The 15,878-nt window shown below is 66.3% G+C and carries 13 protein-coding genes; all 13 read right to left on the bottom strand.

Features of this window, described 5'->3' with window-relative positions; genetic code table 11:
* Nucleotides 1–73: 73 nt before the first annotated feature.
* Nucleotides 74–1,336, bottom strand: coding sequence for an MFS transporter (locus tag EAH76_RS15555; protein WP_140851191.1), 1,263 nt, complete (start codon nt 1,334–1,336; stop codon nt 74–76).
* A complete protein-coding gene (locus EAH76_RS15550; RefSeq protein ID WP_140851190.1) occupies nt 1,333–2,001 on the bottom strand; it encodes an aspartate/glutamate racemase family protein in 669 nt (222 codons plus the stop codon). The genes EAH76_RS15555 and EAH76_RS15550 overlap by 4 nt, the downstream gene beginning before the upstream one ends.
* A gap of 21 nt (nt 2,002–2,022) precedes the next feature.
* Entirely contained in the window at nt 2,023–5,265 is a 3,243-nt protein-coding gene (locus tag EAH76_RS15545) for an alpha-L-rhamnosidase (protein ID WP_140851189.1), read from the bottom strand.
* Nucleotides 5,262–6,167 (bottom strand): amidohydrolase family protein, encoded by a 906-nt coding sequence (locus EAH76_RS15540; protein WP_140851188.1) that lies wholly within the window; start codon nt 6,165–6,167, stop codon nt 5,262–5,264. The genes EAH76_RS15545 and EAH76_RS15540 overlap by 4 nt, the downstream gene beginning before the upstream one ends.
* Before the next feature lies 1 nt (nt 6,168).
* Entirely contained in the window at nt 6,169–6,918 is a 750-nt protein-coding gene (locus EAH76_RS15535; RefSeq protein ID WP_140851187.1) for an SDR family NAD(P)-dependent oxidoreductase, read from the bottom strand.
* Nucleotides 6,915–7,772 (bottom strand): fumarylacetoacetate hydrolase family protein, encoded by an 858-nt coding sequence (locus EAH76_RS15530; RefSeq protein WP_140851186.1) that lies wholly within the window; start codon nt 7,770–7,772, stop codon nt 6,915–6,917. The genes EAH76_RS15535 and EAH76_RS15530 overlap by 4 nt, the downstream gene beginning before the upstream one ends.
* A 13-nt stretch (nt 7,773–7,785) precedes the next feature.
* Nucleotides 7,786–8,970: an L-rhamnonate dehydratase gene (gene rhmD, locus EAH76_RS15525; RefSeq protein ID WP_140851185.1), complete on the bottom strand. Its 1,185-nt coding sequence runs from the start codon at nt 8,968–8,970 to the stop codon at nt 7,786–7,788.
* Between the two features lie 72 nt (nt 8,971–9,042).
* Entirely contained in the window at nt 9,043–10,338 is a 1,296-nt protein-coding gene (glcF, locus tag EAH76_RS15520; RefSeq protein WP_140851184.1) for a glycolate oxidase subunit GlcF, read from the bottom strand.
* 4 nt (nt 10,339–10,342) lie between these two features.
* Nucleotides 10,343–11,455 (bottom strand): glycolate oxidase subunit GlcE, encoded by a 1,113-nt coding sequence (gene glcE / locus EAH76_RS15515; RefSeq protein ID WP_241659722.1) that lies wholly within the window; start codon nt 11,453–11,455, stop codon nt 10,343–10,345.
* Nucleotides 11,452–12,933, bottom strand: coding sequence for an FAD-linked oxidase C-terminal domain-containing protein (locus tag EAH76_RS15510; RefSeq protein ID WP_241659721.1), 1,482 nt, complete (start codon nt 12,931–12,933; stop codon nt 11,452–11,454). The genes glcE and EAH76_RS15510 overlap by 4 nt, the downstream gene beginning before the upstream one ends.
* A gap of 11 nt (nt 12,934–12,944) precedes the next feature.
* Nucleotides 12,945–13,709, bottom strand: coding sequence for an SDR family NAD(P)-dependent oxidoreductase (locus EAH76_RS15505; RefSeq protein WP_140851332.1), 765 nt, complete (start codon nt 13,707–13,709; stop codon nt 12,945–12,947).
* Nucleotides 13,709–14,851 carry an FMN-dependent L-lactate dehydrogenase LldD gene (gene lldD, locus EAH76_RS15500; protein ID WP_140851182.1) on the bottom strand — a complete coding sequence of 381 codons (1,143 nt, stop codon included), beginning with the start codon at nt 14,849–14,851 and terminating at the stop codon, nt 13,709–13,711. Before lldD ends, EAH76_RS15505 begins: the two co-directional genes overlap by 1 nt.
* Before the next feature lie 38 nt (nt 14,852–14,889).
* Nucleotides 14,890–15,870: a sugar phosphate isomerase/epimerase family protein gene (locus EAH76_RS15495; protein WP_140851181.1), complete on the bottom strand. Its 981-nt coding sequence runs from the start codon at nt 15,868–15,870 to the stop codon at nt 14,890–14,892.
* Nucleotides 15,871–15,878: the final 8 nt, after the last annotated feature.

The following is a 15,878-nucleotide window of genomic DNA, read 5'->3' as shown; positions in this document are numbered from 1 at the left end:
AGTCACCGCGTCTGCGCCCCGCTCTGTCCTACAAACGACACTTATGCCATTATGATCTCAAGCAACTATGAGCTTACCGGCCCAGCAAATCCGCTGTCACCTTATGGTCGAACCCCTTGGTGCAATCGACCAAAGCGAAGATCCCGGCGGCAACCAGCACCATCACTGCGACGCCCTGCAACGGCAGGCCGTAATTGCCCGTCGCCGAAACGACATATCCAAACGCCACCGAGCAGATGAACCCGCCGAGATTGCCCGCAGTGTTCATCACCCCGCTCGCCGTGCCGCCGTAGCGCCCACCGATCGCCATGCACATCGCCCAGGCGGCGGGCAGCATCAGGTCCATCACCATGAACGCTCCCCCCGCCAGCACCACGATCGCGACCTTGCCGGTGGCCAGGCTCATCGCGAACAACAGACCGGCGGTCGCAGTGAGGCACACGCCAGCGATCAGGCTGTACGCCCGCCGGATCCCGATCCGCTGCGCCAGCCGATCGCACAGCACGCCGCCCGCCAGATTTCCGACGACGCCAAGCAGGAACGGGATCGAGCCATACAAGCCCATCTCGCCGACGGTGAAGCCCGCGCCCTTGACCATCCAGGTCGGGAACCAGTTGAAGAAGAACCAGCTCCCGAACGCATAGAAGCTGTACGCCAGCGCGATCAGCCAGAGCTGCGGCAGCCCGAGCAGCTTGCGCCACGGCGTGCCGAGATGCCCGCCCGCCGCGTCGTCGCCACCGATCTCGGCGACCTCCTCCGGCGTGATGCCGGGCTGGTCCGCCGGCCGATCACGGAACCAGCCACGCCAGACGATCGCCCAGACGAAACCGAGCAGCCCCAGCGCCAGAAACACCGCGCGCCAGCCGAACGTGGCCTGCAACGGCACCAGCAGCAACGGCGCCAGCGCGCCGCCGAACCGGCTCGCCGCCCAGATCACCCCCTGCCCGCGCGCCCGTTCGCGCGCGGGCAGCCAGCGATACAGCACCCCCGACATATTGGGATACGCCCCCGCCGCCCCCAGCCCGAACAGGAAGCGCGCGCCGGTCAATTGCCAGAAGTTGCGGCAGAAGGCGGTGGCCGCGGTGAACACCGACCACCAGATCGTGATCCGCGTCAGCTCGCGCCGATAGCCCTTGGCATCGCCCATCGCGCCTGAAGGAATCTCGAACACGGCATAGGCGATGACATAAGCACCGAGAACCCAGCCCCATTGATCGGGCCGGATGCCGAGATCCTTCTGGATCGACGGCCCGGTCACCGCGATCGCCAGCCGATCGACGAAGGTGATGATCGACAGCGCCCCCAGCAACCCGAGAACGAGATGCCGCTTCTTCACTTTGCCAGCGCCGCCAGCACGTCGCGCGCATGCGCGATGCCGAGTTCTGGGCTCGCCAGCACGGGCGCAGCAACGGCACCCGCCGGCAACGCCGCCACGACGCGCGCCATCGAGGCCTGCGCCAACACGATCACGTCCATGCCTTGCATCGTCTCGGTCAGCGCCGCGCCGACTATCCGGTCATGCGTCGCCCCGTCGCCGGCCATCACCGCGGCGAACGCGCCCTCGCAAACGTGCGCGACGATCTCGACCTGCTTGCCCTGCTCGGCGGCAACGCGGCGGATCAGCTCCACTGTCGGGTCGAGCGTGGTCGACAGCGTGGCGACGACGCCGATGCGTGTGCCCGTCGCGACCGCTTTTTCTGCCATCGCGCGATCGACGCGCAGCACCGGCTGGTCATAGAGCGCCGCCGCCATGTCGACCGCCGCGCCGATCGATGAGCAGGTCACCAAGGCGACGTCGCAGCCGGCATCGAAGGTCGAGCCGACCAGATTGATCACGCGCCGCATCGTCGCCTTTTCCAGATGACCGGCGGCAATCGTGTTCTTGATCGTGCTTTCATCGACGAAGTGCAGGATGCGCACATCGGGGATCAGCCGTGCCGCGATTTCGTTGAACACCGGCACCAAAGTCGCCGAATTATGGATCAGACCTAGCGTGGCCACAGGGCATTCCTCTCGATTATATTATAGCGTGAAGCGATAGTCGCCCGAGCCAACCTCGAAGCGGACGAGGTCGCCGTGATGGCGGATATTGCGAATGTCGGGATGCGCGTCGAGCACGACGCCGTTCTCGCGCCAAGTTCTGCCGGCGGGCAATTCTACCTCGGCGATGGTATTGGGCGGAGTTGAGAGGCTCAGCCCGGTCAGGCCGCTCGCGTCACCCTCGGTTGCTGTAGCGATCGTTCCGACCACGGAATCGTAGCGCGCGGACACACGGCCGACCGCGGGCAGCCAGACCGGCCGCACTGCAATCCGCCCGAACCCCGGTGCGGCAGGCGCGATCCCGGCGAGGCGACGGTAGAAGAAGCCGACGACCGCGCCGAAGGCGTAATGATTGTAACTGTTCATCGAAAGGTCGCCTACGTCACCGTTCCAGCGTTCCCACATCGTGGTGGCGCCGGTCTCGGGCATGTAGCCCCAGCTCGGATAGGCGGTCTGCAGCAGCAGCCCCGATACTTCGTCCCACAGGCCGGCATCGGCGAGGACGTCGAGCAGATAGGGCGTGCCGAGGAAGCCGGTCGAGAGCTTCATCCCGCGCGCGCGGATGTCCGCGGCGAGCACCTGCGCGGCCGCGGCGCGCTGCGGTGCGGGCACGAGGCGCATGTGGAGCGCCAAGACCTGACTCGTTTGGCTGCCGTTGCCGGCCACACCGTCGTCGCGCACGAATTCCGCAACGAACGCGCCGCGGATCGCCATGTGCAGCGCGTCATAGCGTGCCGCATCGGCGACGCGCCCGGTCGCGCGCGCCATCGCCGCCATCAGCTCGGCGCACCAAGCCCAATAGGCGGTGGCGCACAAAACGCGCGGCGTGGTCTCGTCATCGGGCTTGATCGCATCGACCGACAGCCAGTCGCCGAGATCGAGCCCTCGATCGTTCCGCCAGACATGATCGGGGTTGCCGCGCACGACATAGGCCATCCACGCCTCCATCGCCGCCCAGTTCTCGTCGATCACCGCGGTGTCGCCATAGCGTTGCCACAGCTGCCACGGCAGGATGATCCCCGCCTCGCTCCACCCGGCCGTCACCACGTCGGGGAAGGACAAGGGTTGCGGCACGACGATCGGATAGGCGCCATCGGGCCGCTGCGCCGCGCGCGCCTCGAGCAGGAAGCGGCGAATGAAGGGGTCGACCTCCATGTTGAACGCCGCGGCATCGAGGAACACTTGGATGTCGCCCATCCATCCCATGCGCTCGTCGCGCTGCGGGCAATCGGTCGGCACGCTGAAGAAGTTCGAGCGCTGGCTCCACAAGGCGTTCTGCCAAATCGTCTGGAGCAGCGGCGCATCGAGGAAATCGATCGTGCCGGTTTCGCGGCACGCGCTGTGGACGACCACCCCCACGACCTCCTCGCGCGTGGGAATGCCGGGAAAGCCTTCGATCTCAACATAGCGAAAGCCGTGATAGGTGAAGCGCGGCTCGAACGTCTCGACGCCACCGCCGGCGAGGACGACGCTATCGGTCGCCTTGGCGAGCCGCAGGTTGCTGAGATCGGTCGTGCCGTCAGAGTTGAGCAACTCCGCGAACTTGGCGGTGATTGTGGTGCCCGCCGGCCCCTCGGCGGCGATCCGCACCCAGCCCGAGAAATTCTGCCCGAAATCAAAGACGTAGCGTCCCGCCACCGGCTCGGTGACCGCGACCGCGCACATTTCACGCGTGCGTTCGAGCGCCGGGGAGGTCTGCGCCACGACCTGCGTTGTCGGTGTCGCACCACGCTGCGCGGATGCCCAACCCGAAGCATCGAAGCCGGGCAAATCCCAGCCGGGCATCGCCAGCCGGAGATCGACCGACTCGCCGTCATAGATTTCCGACTGCACGATCTCCGACGCGGCAACGCGCCAGTCCTCGCCGGTCGTTACCCAGGCGCTGGTGCCATCGGCATAGTCGAGCCGCAATTGCGCGCGGAAGCGACGCGGAGCCGGCCCAAAGCCATAGCGCTCGATCCGCCACCCGAACGCGCTGGCGTACCAGCCGTCCGCAATGATCGCGCCGAGCGCATTCTCGCCCGGCACGATGAGATCGGTGACATCATGGACTTGATACAGAATATGGTCCTGCGCGACGGTCATTTCCGGCGCGAGGATCGCAGTCGACACCGCACGCCGGTTGATCCGCGCATCATAGGCACCGAGCGCGGTGGCGTAGAGTCGCGCCGCGACCACCGGCTGAGCAGGCGTGAAGCCAGTGCGCAACAGCGTCGCCGGCTCGGGCGGTCGCGGATCGTTGTGGACGTCCGCACCGCTTGCGACCGCAATTTGCCAGTCGCTCGCGTCGAAGCTCGCTTCGGTCCAGCCGACGGGCGGGTTCGGCGCGAACCGCCACGCCGGACCGCTGACGACCCGCTCGATCCGGCCATCGGCGTGGTGCAGCCGGATCAGCGCGGCAAAGGCGCCGCCGTCGACCGGGAAGAAGCCGACCGTATCCGCCTCGATCAGCGCGCAGATGCTGTTGCGGCCCGGCTGGACCGTACCGGCATAGGCCTCGAGCGTGCCCCAGAACGGCAGCATCGTGTCCCAGCCGAACGGACGTGGCAGATCGGATGCCACGCCGTTGACCCACACGCCACGCAGATGGTCCTTGCCCGCGATTAGGATGTCAGCCGACACAACGTCGTCCGCCGCGTCGAAATCCAGTCGGAAGGCGTGCGGGCGATCGTCGAGCGGCGTTTCGCTCCACACCCAGGCGAGCCCCGCCGCGCGGTCGGCGGCGGCGAGTGTGTCCTCGGCCACGATCCAGTCCGCGCGCCAGTCATCGTCGGCGAGGCCGGTTTCAAACCAGGTCGGCGCCGAACGCGCGATCCGCCCGTTCGTGTCGGTGACTTCGACCGACCACCAGACGCGCTGCATCGCGACGAGCGGTGGCCCGGCATAAGCGATGTCGAGTTGCGCCGAGCTGGCGATCACGCCGCTGTCGAACAGCAACGCTGCATCCGGTCTAGCGGAGCCTGTCGACGCTCTGCTCTCATCAAGCGCGCCGGTCTCAAGCGGACGGGTGCCCTTCGACAGTCTCAGGGTGAACGGGGGGGTAAGTGTACCGTCCAGCGCTTCGGCACTCGCCGCCGCGCGAACGCGATAGCTCGCCTGCTCAACGCCGCGCTCGCCGGACTCCAGCCGCCACGACAGCCGCGGCAGCGCGACTTCGGTGCCGAGCAGCTCGACAGTATATTCGGTGCGCAGGTCGACCACGCTCAGGCCCGGAGGCGCGGTCACAAGGAAATTCCCAGGCGATAGATACGGTTGGCATTGCCGGCGAACATCGCCCGACGCTCGTCGTCGCTGAAGTCGGCGACGATCGCGTTATAGGTATCGAGATGCTCATCGAACCCGCCGAACAGTTTGTCGGTCGGGAAATCGCTGGCGAACATCACGCGGTCGACCCCGAATAGGTCGATCGTCTCGAGCACGTAGCGCCGCGCCTGATCGATGCTCCACGGCCGGAAGGCAAAGCCGATCCCGGAAATCTTGACCGACACGTTGGGCAAGGCGGCAAGCGCCATCATGCCGAGCTGCCATTCGTCATGTCCGGCCTCGCCCAGCATCATCCCGGCATGATTAATGATCACCGGCGTCGTCGGCTGGGTCGCGATCGTCGCTGCAAGGCGCGGGAACTGCCCAGGATACGCCTGCAGGTCGAAGCTGAGGCCATGCTTGTGCAGCAAAGAAAACCCCGCGGTCCAGCGCTCGTCGGTGGTCAGGTCGCGCGGCGTATAGGTGCGCTGCGGATCGGGGTGCCAGTTGACGATCTGGCGGATGCCGCGGACGTTCGGGCGTGCCGCCTGCGCCGCCAGCACGCGCTTGATTTCGGGATCGTCGAGCGCGGCGAACGCGACGATGCCGTTCGGCAAGCCGCGACCGTCCGCCATCGCCTGCAGCCAGTCGGTTTCCTTCAGCGCGTCGCCCGCGTCGGCCCCGGCATCGACATGTACCACGCCGCGCACGTCCCAGCCCGATGCGTCTGCCAGATAATCATCGAGCAGATAGGTCTGCGCGATCGCCGCGACGCTGCCGTTCGGCCCGTCATCGGCGAACGGCGGCATCAGCCATGGGTAGCGGAGAGCCGCCAGATCCCACAGATGCACGTGCGCGTCGATGAAGGGCAAACGCTCGGGCATGCTAGAAGGTCGTCCGCCCGCCCGAGGTGTCGAAGGTCGAGGCAGTGGTGAAGCTGCACTCCTCGCTCGCCATGAAGCAGACCATTGCGGTCGACTCCGGGATTTCGCCCAGCCGGCCCATCGGGATCTTGCCGCGCATGTAATCGACCTGGCTCTTGGGAAGCTGGTCGAGGATCGGGCTTTCGAAGGTCGCCGGCGTCAGCGCGTTGGCGATGATCCCCTTGGTCGCCAGCTCCTTGCCGAGCGATTTGGTCAGCCCGATCACGCCGGCCTTCGATGCCGAATAGGCCGAGGCATTGGGATTGCCCTCCTTGCCCGCGACCGAGGCCATGTTGACGATCCGGCCATAGCCGTTCTCGAGCATCAGCGGCACGACCGCGCGACAACAATAGAACAAGCCGTTGAGGTTGATGTCGATCACGCGGCGCCAACTGTCGAGCGGATATTCGTGGACCGGCCCGGTCGCGCCGGTGATGCCGGCCGAGCAGACGAGGATGTCGATCTTGCCGAGCGCGGCGGCACTTTCCGCAGCAGCCGCTTCGACCGCCGCCTGATAGGAGACGTCGATTGCGACGGTATGCGTCGCGCCGACCTCGTCCTTGGCGGCGGCGACCGTTTCCGGGTTTAGATCCCATAGCGCGACCGTGCCGCCCTCGGCGACGATGCGCTTGGCGACATCCTTGCCAAGACCCGACGCACCGCCGGTGATGATCGCTGTGCGGCCAGCGAAGCGGCCCGCGTAGACGCTCACTTGCCGGCTTCCCAGGCGACGAAGTCCTGGCGTTGCGCGCCGAGCTTCTCGATGCCGAGCTCGACCACGTCGCCCGCCTTGAGATACCACGGCTCGGGCTTCTGGCCGAGGCCGACGCCCGGCGGGGTACCCGTCGTAATCACGTCGCCCGGCTCGAGCACCATGAATTGCGAGAGGTACGACACGATCTGCGCGACGGTGAAGATCATCGTCGCCGTGCCGCCGTCCTGGACGCGCTTGCCGTTGACCGAGAGCCACATCGACAGTGCCTGCGGATCGCCGACCTCGTCGGCGGTGACCAGCCATGGGCCGATCGGACCGAAGGTCGGGAAGCCCTTGCCCTTGTCCCACGTCGGCCCGCGCTCGGTCTGCCAATGGCGCTCGGACACATCGTTGATCGTGCAATAGCCCGCGACATGGTCCAGCGCGTCGGCTTCCTCCACGTAGGAGGCGCGTGTGCCGATGATCACGCCGAGCTCGACTTCCCAGTCGGTCTTCTTCGAACCGCGGGGGATCGTGACGGGGTCGTTCGGCCCCTGGATGCAGGTGATCCACTTGTTGAACACGACCGGCTCCGACGGGATCGGCAGGTTCGATTCCGCGGCGTGATCGGCATAGTTGAGGCCAATGGCGACGAACTGGCGCGTGCCGGCGACTGGCGGGCCATAACGCGGCGTGCCCTCCACCAGCGGCAGCGAGGCCGGGTCGATCGCCTTCAGGCGCGCGAGGCCCGCGGCGCCGATTTCGGCACCGGTGAGATCTGCGACATGGCCGGAGAGGTCGCGGATGCGGCCCTCGGCATCGATCAGGCCGGGCTTCTCGGCGCCCGCGGCACCATAACGACACAGTTTCATCGAAGGATCTCTCTCAATTGGAATAGGGGCGGTGCAGCGCGATCTCGTGGTTGAGCTCGACGCCGAAGCCGGGCTTGTCGAGCGCCGAGCCCTTGATCCGGCCGTTCACCGGTACCGGTTCGCCAAGCAATTGCGGCGCGAACATCGGCACGACCTCGGTCGGCCCAGGGTGCATCATCAGAAATTCGGCGAAGGGCGAATTGTGCCGCGTGATGACGAAATGATAGCTGTACACCGACGATCCGTGCGGCACGACCATCTTGCCATGCGCATCGGCGAGCGCCGAGATCTTGAGCAATTCGGTCACGCCGCCGCACCAGCCGACATCGGGCTGGATAATGTCGCAACACTCCATCTCGAGCAGCATGCGGAAGCCCCAGCGCGTCGCCTCATGCTCGCCGGTGGTGACGAGCATGCCCTTGGGCACGTTGCGCTTGAGTTCGGCATAGCCCCAGTAATCGTCGGGGCTGAGCGCTTCCTCGATCCATTTCAGGCCATGCTCCTGCGCCGCGAGCGCCAGCCTGGTCGCGTAATTGACGTCGAGCGCCATCCAGCAATCGAGCATCAGCCAGAAATCGGGCCCGACCTTCTCGCGCATGTCGGCGAGCGTGGCGATGTTCTTGTGCAGCCCCTCCTCGCCCTCGGCGGGTCCGTGGTGCAGCGCCATCTTGCCGCCGATGAAGCCCAATTCCTTGGCGATATCGGGTCGCGCGCCGGTCGCGTAGAATTGCAGCTCGTCGCGCACCGCGCCGCCAAGCATGTGATAGACCGGCTCCTGCCGCAGCTTGCCGAGCAAGTCCCACAGCGCCAAGTCGACGCCCGAGATCGCGTTGATCACCAGCCCCTTGCGGCCGTAATATTGCGTCGAGAAGTACATCTGATCCCAGATCTTCTCATACTCGGCCGGGTTGCGGCCGACGAGGAAGCGCGAAAGATGCTTCTCGACGATGTAGCAGGCGGGCTCGCCACCGGTGGTGACGGCAAAGCCGGTCGTACCGTCGTCGGCCTCGAGCTCGACCACCAACGTGCCAAGCACGTTGATGCCGAAGCTCTGCCGCGACTGGCGGTATTCGGGATAGCGGCTCATCGGCGTGGCGATGTGATCGTCGATCCAATGACCTTCGCCCTGGTCGTGATAATCGGCGCCACCGCCGCGAACCATGAAAGCCCGGACATGTTTAATCTTGGGCAAGCCCACGCATCTCTCTCCTTGAGCTGCGTGTATTATATGACAAATTGGCTGCGTCAATCTTTGCATGGAGTCGATCGGTTAAATCGTGCCTGCCAGTTCGGCTGGCATCGGCCCGCCGGTGGCCCAGTCGATCAATTCGATCGTGTGGACGACGGGGGTGCCGCTGCGCTGCGCGATCTGCACCGCGCAGCCGATATTGCCGGTGCCGATGACGTCGGCACCAAGCCGCGCGATGTTGGCAACTTTGCGATCGCCGAGCTGCGCCGCAATCTCGGGCTGAAGGATGTTGTAGGTCCCGGCCGAGCCGCAGCACAGATGCGCCTCGATCGGTGTGCGCACGATAAAGCCCGCGGCGGCGAGCAGGCGCTTGGGCGCCTCGTTCACCTTCTGCCCGTGCTGTAGCGAACAAGCGGCGTGATAGGCGACGGTAAGACCATGCCCGTCGCCGAGCGGCAGGTTGCCATCGATCAGCACTTCGGAAATGTCGCGCGCGAGCGCCGAAACGCGCGCCGCCTTGGCGGCATAGGCCGGATCGTCGCGCAGCAAGAACCCGTAATCCTTGATCGTCGTGCCACAGCCCGAGGCGGTGACCACGATCGCGGCGAGGCCATCCTGCTCGATCTCGCGCGTCCAGGCATCGACGTTGCGCCGGGCAGCGTCGCGGCTTTCATTTTCGCGCCCCATGTGGTGGACTAGGGCGCCGCAGCACTGCTCGCCCGCTGCAAACACTGCGTCATACCCGGCGCGGTTGAGCACACGCACCGCGGCAGCGCGATATTGCGGGCGCAGCACCGGCTCGGCGCACCCCTGCAACAGTATGACGCGCCCCCGCCTGCCGGCAACCGATGATGATAGCGCGGGTGCCTTGGCGGGAATGCTCGCGGGTGCCATCCGCAGCATTGCCGCAAACGGTCTCAGCGAAGCGAAGCGATCGACCAGCGGCACGAACGGCCGCACGAGCCGTGCAAGTCTAAGTGCCGCGCGAAAGCGCCCGGGATGCGGCAGCACCAGTGCCAGCAGCCACCGCACCAGCCGCTGGTGCCACGGACGATCAAAGCGCTCCTGAATATAGGCCCGCGCATGGTCGACCAGGTGCATATAGTTTACGCCTGACGGGCACGTCGTCATGCACGCGAGGCACGAGAGGCAGCGATCGACATGCTTGACGACTTCGGCACTCGGCGTGCGATCGTTCTCGAGCATGTCCTTCATCATGTAGATCCGCCCGCGCGGGCTATCGAGCTCGTCGCCGAGCAAGACATAGGTCGGGCAGGTCGCCGTACAGTAGCCGCAATGCACGCATTTGCGGATCACGCTTTCGGACGACGCCATCGCGGGGTCAGCGAGCTGATCGGGAGTAAAGTGCGTCTGCATGGCGCTAAAACCGTCCCGTCTCGAATACGCCGGCCGGATCGAACGCGCGTCGCACGCGCGTTTCTAGCGCGGTAAGCGCGGGCGACCGCGGGTGAAACGCGGACACTGCGCCGCGAAGCGCGGTATCGCCGCGCACCAGCATCGCATGGCCGCCGCCCGCTTCCGCAACACGGCGGATATCGGCCGGGTCCGAGTCGCTCGCCAGCCACAGCAGACCGCCGGCCCAATCGAGTAGCCACGCTGCACCGGGCAGCGCGATGATCACGCCAGGCGCCTTGCTCGGCGCGACGACGATCCGCCACAAGATCGGCGCCGACGCAAGCGGGCGAACGTGGCGCACCGCATCCCACAGCGCATCGCCTTCGTCGTCATCGATCGGTTCGAGCGCCGCCAGTGCATCGCGCGCCAACATCGCGCGCCGCGCGGCAACCGACGGCGCGAAACCGTCGAGCCGTAGCGCGGTGACCGGCTCGCCGTGCCATGCCAGATGCGCCGCCGCGGAAAGCTCGGCGGGGGTGCCGAGCGCACTCGCCATCACCGCCACCGCGGCTGCAGGGTCCAGCCCGCGCAGCAACAACGTTTGTTGCAATTGGGGGCGTGGTACTACCTTCAATGTCACCTCGGTCAGGGCAGCGAGACGTCCCCAGCTTCCCGCCATCAACTTGGACAGATCGAAGCCGGTGACGTTCTTGACGACCTTGCCGCCCGCGACGAAGCGCTCGCCGCGCCCGGACACCGCCTCGAATCCGAGCAGATGGTCGCGCACCCCGCCGCGCGTCAGCCGCAGCGGCCCGGCCATGCCGGCCGCGATCACGCCGCCGATGGTGGTGCCGAGCCCTTCGGGATCGAACGCCAGCATCTGGTTCTCCGCGGCGACCAGCGCCTGCACTTCGGCGAGCGGGGTTCCCGCGCGCACGGTGAGCACTAACTCGGGCGGATCGTAATCGACCACGCCCGAAAAGCCGCGCATATCGACTACGGTCACGTCCGGTGTCGGCGCGCCGATCGCATCCTTGCTGCCACCACCGCGCAAGCACAGCCGATCGTCCTTCCCGGCAAATGCGGCCACGAGGTCGCACAGCTCGCCGATATCGGTCGGCCGCAGCATCACGCTCATAGTCGCGGCAGATCGGGAAATGGAAGCTTGCCGCCGTGCACGTGCATCTGCCCCAGCTCGGCGCAGCGATGCAGCGTCGGGAAGACCTTGCCGGGGTTGAGCAACGCCGCCGGGTCGAAGGCATGCTTCAACTCGACCTGCTGCGCGAGATCGATCGCCGAGAACATTGCCGGCATCAGGTCGCGCTTTTCAACTCCGACGCCATGCTCGCCGGTCAACACCCCGCCGACTTCGACACACAGCCGCAGGATATCCGCCCCGAACGCTTCGGCCAGCTCGAGCTGCCCGGGCACATTCGCGTCGTACAGCACCATCGGATGAAGGTTGCCGTCGCCGGCATGGAAGACGTTGATCACGCCCAGCCCGTATTGCTCGGATAGCAGCTTCATTCGCGCCAGCACATCGGGCAGCCGCCGCCGTGGGATCGTGCCGTCCATGCAGAAATAGTCGGGCGAAATCCGCCCCGCCGCCGGGAACGCCGCCTTGCGCCCGGCCCAGAAGGCGATGCGCTCGGTATCGTCGCTCGAGGCGCGGATCGAGGATGCGCCGTTCGCCTCCGCGATCCGCGCGACCGCCTCGATCAGATGCGCGCATTCCGCCGCCGGACCGTCGAGCTCGACGATCAGCAACGCCTCGACATCGAGCGGATAGCCGACATTTACGAACGCCTCGGCAGCGTGGATCGCGGCGCGGTCCATCATCTCCATCCCCGCCGGGATGATGCCCGCCGCGATTACCTCACCGACGCAGCGCCCGGCGCCTTCCAGCTCGGGAAAGCCGATCAGCAGCGCCCGCGCCGTCTCGGGCCGCGGCAGGATGCGAACGGTGACTTCGGTCACCACGCCGAGCAGCCCTTCCGACCCGACTACCAGCCCGAGCAGATCGAGCCCGGCGCTCTCGAGCCCCTGCCCGCCAAGCCGCAGCACCTCGCCGTCGATCGTCACCAGCTCGACGCCGAGCACGTTGTTGGTGGTCACCCCGTATTTGAGGCAATGCACCCCGCCCGAATTCTCCGCGACATTGCCGCCGATCGTGCAGGCGATCTGGCTCGACGGGTCAGGTGCGTAATAGAAGCCTTCATCCTCGACAGCGCGGGAAATCGCGAGGTTGGTGACGCCGGGCTGCACGATAGCGATGCGATCGGCATAATCGACATGGAGGATGCGGTTGAACTTCGCCATGCCGAGCAGCACGCCGTCGGCGAGCGGCAGCGCGCCGCCCGACAGCGACGTTCCCGCGCCGCGCGGCACGACCTTGACGGCATGGTCGCGGCACCAGCGCAGCACCGCCGCGACCTGCGCGACGGTCTCAGGCAGCACCACAACCAACGGTGGCTGGCGATAGGCGGTGAGCCCGTCGGTCTCATACGGCCGTAGCCCGTCGGCATGGTCGATCACGCCTTCGCCAGGCACGATCGCGCGCATCGCCGCGACGATCTCGGCGCGCCGCGCCAGCACCCCCGCGTCGGGCTCGGGCATGCAGAGCGACATTATTGCAGGTTCACGTACATCCCGCCGTCGACCAGCAACGCTGCGCCGGTGACATAGGCCGCCATGTCTGATGCGAGAAACACGATCGGCCCCGCGAGATCTTCAGGCACGCCGAGCCGACCGAGCGGGACGCGCGTTTCCATGTACTTGCGCTTCTCGGGGTCGGCGAGATCGTCCTTGTTGATCTCGGTAAGGATCGTGCCCGGTAACACGCTGTTGCAGCGGATGCCGTGCCGGCCAAGCGCGATCGCCGCCGATTGCATCAGCGAATGCACACCCGCCTTGGTTGGGGTGTAATGCGTCTGGAACTCGCCGCCGACCAGCGCCGAGATCGACGACACCGCGACGATCGCTCCGCCATGCCCCTGTTCAACCATCTGCCGCGCCGCCGCCTGGCACATGAAATAGGCGCCGTGCATGTTGACCTGCTGGGTGCGCTCGAACACATCGACCGGCATGTCGAGAAAGGCGTGGAACGGGCAGATGCCGGCGTTCGACACCAGCACGTCGACCTTTCCGAGCCGCTCGAGCGCCTGCGCGACGAACTCGGTCGCCGTCGCCGGCAAGGCCACGTCGCCCTTGAGCGCGAAGCCACGCTGCCCGAGCGCCTCAATCTCGGCGACGCAGCTCTCGGCATCCTCGTCGCGCGTATAATAGTTGATCGCGACATCGGCGCCGTGCAGCGCGGCGCCGATCGCCGCCGCGCGGCCGATCCCGGTCGATCCGCCGGTGACCAGCACCGTCTTGCCTTCGAGCAGCTTCATCATCGTCCTTCGTTCGGAACGAGGATCGAGCGGCCGATCGCGCCGATCCGGTTGACCCCGGTCAGCGTCATCGCGACCGTCATTTCCTTGGCGATCAGCTCGAGCAGCTGCGTCACCCCGCCCTCGCCCGCCGCCGCCATCGCATAGACCCACGCCCGCCCCAGCAGCACGCCCTGCGCGCCGAGCGCCAGCATCCGCACGACGTCGAGCCCATTGCGCACCCCGCCATCGACCAGCACGGTCAGGGCATCGCCGACCGCGTCCGCGATCGCCGGCAGCGCACGCGCGGTCGACAGCACGCCATCGAGTTGCCGCCCGCCATGGTTCGAAACGACGATGCCGTTCGCGCCGATCGCCGCCGCCTCGCGCGCATCTTCGGGGTCGAGAATGCCCTTGAGGATCAGCGGTCCGTCCCATTCGGCGCGGATCCATTCGAGTTCGCGCCACTGGATCGACGGGTCGAAATTGCTGCCGAGCCAGCCCATGTAGTCATTGAGCCCGCTGTCCTTGCCCAGAACCGGCGCAAGATTGCCCAGCGTATGTGGCCGCCCACGCACCCCCACGTCCCAAGCCCAGCGAGGATGCGTCATCGCCTGCACCATCCGCCGGAACGGTGCATGCGGCCCCGACATGCCCGAATGCGCATCGCGGTAGCGCGCGCCGGGCACGGGCATGTCGACGGTGAAGATCAGCGCTTCGGCGCCCGACGCTTTCGCGGTCGCGATCAGATCCTTCATGAAGGCGCGGTCGCGGATCACGTAGAGCTGGAACCAGAAGGGGTCGGCGACCTCGGCGACTTCCTCGATTCCGCAGATCGAGACGGTCGACAGGCACATCGGCACCCCCGCCTTCGCCGCCGCACGCGCGGCCAGCACTTCGCCGCGCCGCGCATACATGCCGCTAATTCCGACCGGGCCGAGCCCGACCGGCAGGCTGAGCTTCCGCCCGAACAACGTCGTGCTCAGGTCGATCGTCGCGACGTCTTTCAGCACCCGCTGGCGTAGCGCGATGCCGGCGAGATCGCTAACGTTGCGGCGCAGCGTCTCCTCGGCATAGGCGCCACCATCGGCATAATCGAATAGGAAGCGCGGCAAGCGGCGCCGCGCCGCCTCACGGAAATCGGCGGCAGAGGAAATAATCATACTATTGCTCTACCGCCGATCGATCCGCGCGTCACCCGTCAATAGGAGGTGAATAAAGCTTCGCGCGCGAGCCGCATCGTCGCCACCGCATCCTGCCGATCCTGCGCGGCCTGCATCGCGTCGAAATCGAGCTTGTCGAGCGCGCGTTCGCACATCTTGAGGAAGTCGATCGCGGCATTTGCCGCCTGAACGCTGTCCTCGCGGAACGGGAACTGGTCGAGCTGCCACACGCCCTCCCACTTGTTCTTGCGCAAAGTATAGAAGAATTCGAACAGCTCGATCGGGTGGACCGACCCGGCGATAAGATCGTCGTCCCAGCCCCGCAGATTGTCGTTCACGTCCATCCCGAACAGCCGACCATGATCGATCGCGAGCTGCGCCGCATCGGCTGGCGATTCGCCGCCATAGAGCGAATGGCCGAAGTCGAGCAGGATGCCGACATTGGGCAGTCCGATCTTCTCGATCCCGAGCAAGGTGCGCGCGACGCTGTCATAGCTCATATGCACGCGCGGCTCACGCGGCTTGTATTCGATGACGAACTTGAGGTCGGGGTTCTGGCTCGCCAGCTCGCCGACGCCGTCCATGCTCGCCTGCCACAATTTCCTGTGATCGACCTGGAACGGATAGTCCCAGCCGTCCTGCCCCGGCCACAGTTTGACGTAATCCGCGCCGAAATGGCGCACGACGCGGGCGGCATCGTTGCACATCTCGTTGGCGAGGCGGCGGATGCCGGGATCGGGGTTGGTGAAAGCGCCCTTGGCGAACTGGCGCGTGTAGATTTCCGGCGTGATGCCGATCACCGAGAGGTTGTTGCGCGTCAGCGCCGCGCTCACCGCGTCGAGCGAGAGGTCGGGATCGACGAAGGGATAGTTGATGTCGACCACCGACAGATCGTCGACCGTGCCGGCGAGGTCGATCATCTCGATCAGGCTGCGCGGCGGGCCGTAGCCGTCGGTGGCATAGCGATCGACGAAGGTCGCGAAATGCCAGATGCCTGCGCCGAATTTTTGCGTGCTCATGCGTATAT

Source organism: Sphingomonas glacialis, assembly GCF_006439055.1.
Taxonomy (GTDB): Bacteria; Pseudomonadota; Alphaproteobacteria; order Sphingomonadales; family Sphingomonadaceae; genus Sphingomonas; species Sphingomonas glacialis_A.
Note: the sequence above shows the minus strand (reverse complement) of the source record. Positions and strands in the feature narration are given on the sequence as shown.

What these genes read in the sequence shown, in the direction of transcription:
- glcE (WP_241659722.1), bottom strand. Translation starts at nt 11,455, where the DNA reads ATGAGCGTGATGCTGCGGCCGACCGATATCGGCGAGCTGTGCGACCTC.
- lldD (WP_140851182.1), bottom strand. Translation starts at nt 14,851, where the DNA reads ATGATTATTTCCTCTGCCGCCGATTTCCGTGAGGCGGCGCGGCGCCGC.
- EAH76_RS15495 (WP_140851181.1), bottom strand. Translation starts at nt 15,870, where the DNA reads ATGAGCACGCAAAAATTCGGCGCAGGCATCTGGCATTTCGCGACCTTC.
- glcF (WP_140851184.1), bottom strand. Translation starts at nt 10,338, where the DNA reads ATGCAGACGCACTTTACTCCCGATCAGCTCGCTGACCCCGCGATGGCG.
- EAH76_RS15505 (WP_140851332.1), bottom strand. Translation starts at nt 13,709, where the DNA reads ATGAAGCTGCTCGAAGGCAAGACGGTGCTGGTCACCGGCGGATCGACC.
- EAH76_RS15530 (WP_140851186.1), bottom strand. Translation starts at nt 7,772, where the DNA reads ATGAAACTGTGTCGTTATGGTGCCGCGGGCGCCGAGAAGCCCGGCCTG.
- EAH76_RS15540 (WP_140851188.1), bottom strand. Translation starts at nt 6,167, where the DNA reads ATGCCCGAGCGTTTGCCCTTCATCGACGCGCACGTGCATCTGTGGGAT.
- EAH76_RS15510 (WP_241659721.1), bottom strand. Translation starts at nt 12,933, where the DNA reads ATGCCCGAGCCCGACGCGGGGGTGCTGGCGCGGCGCGCCGAGATCGTC.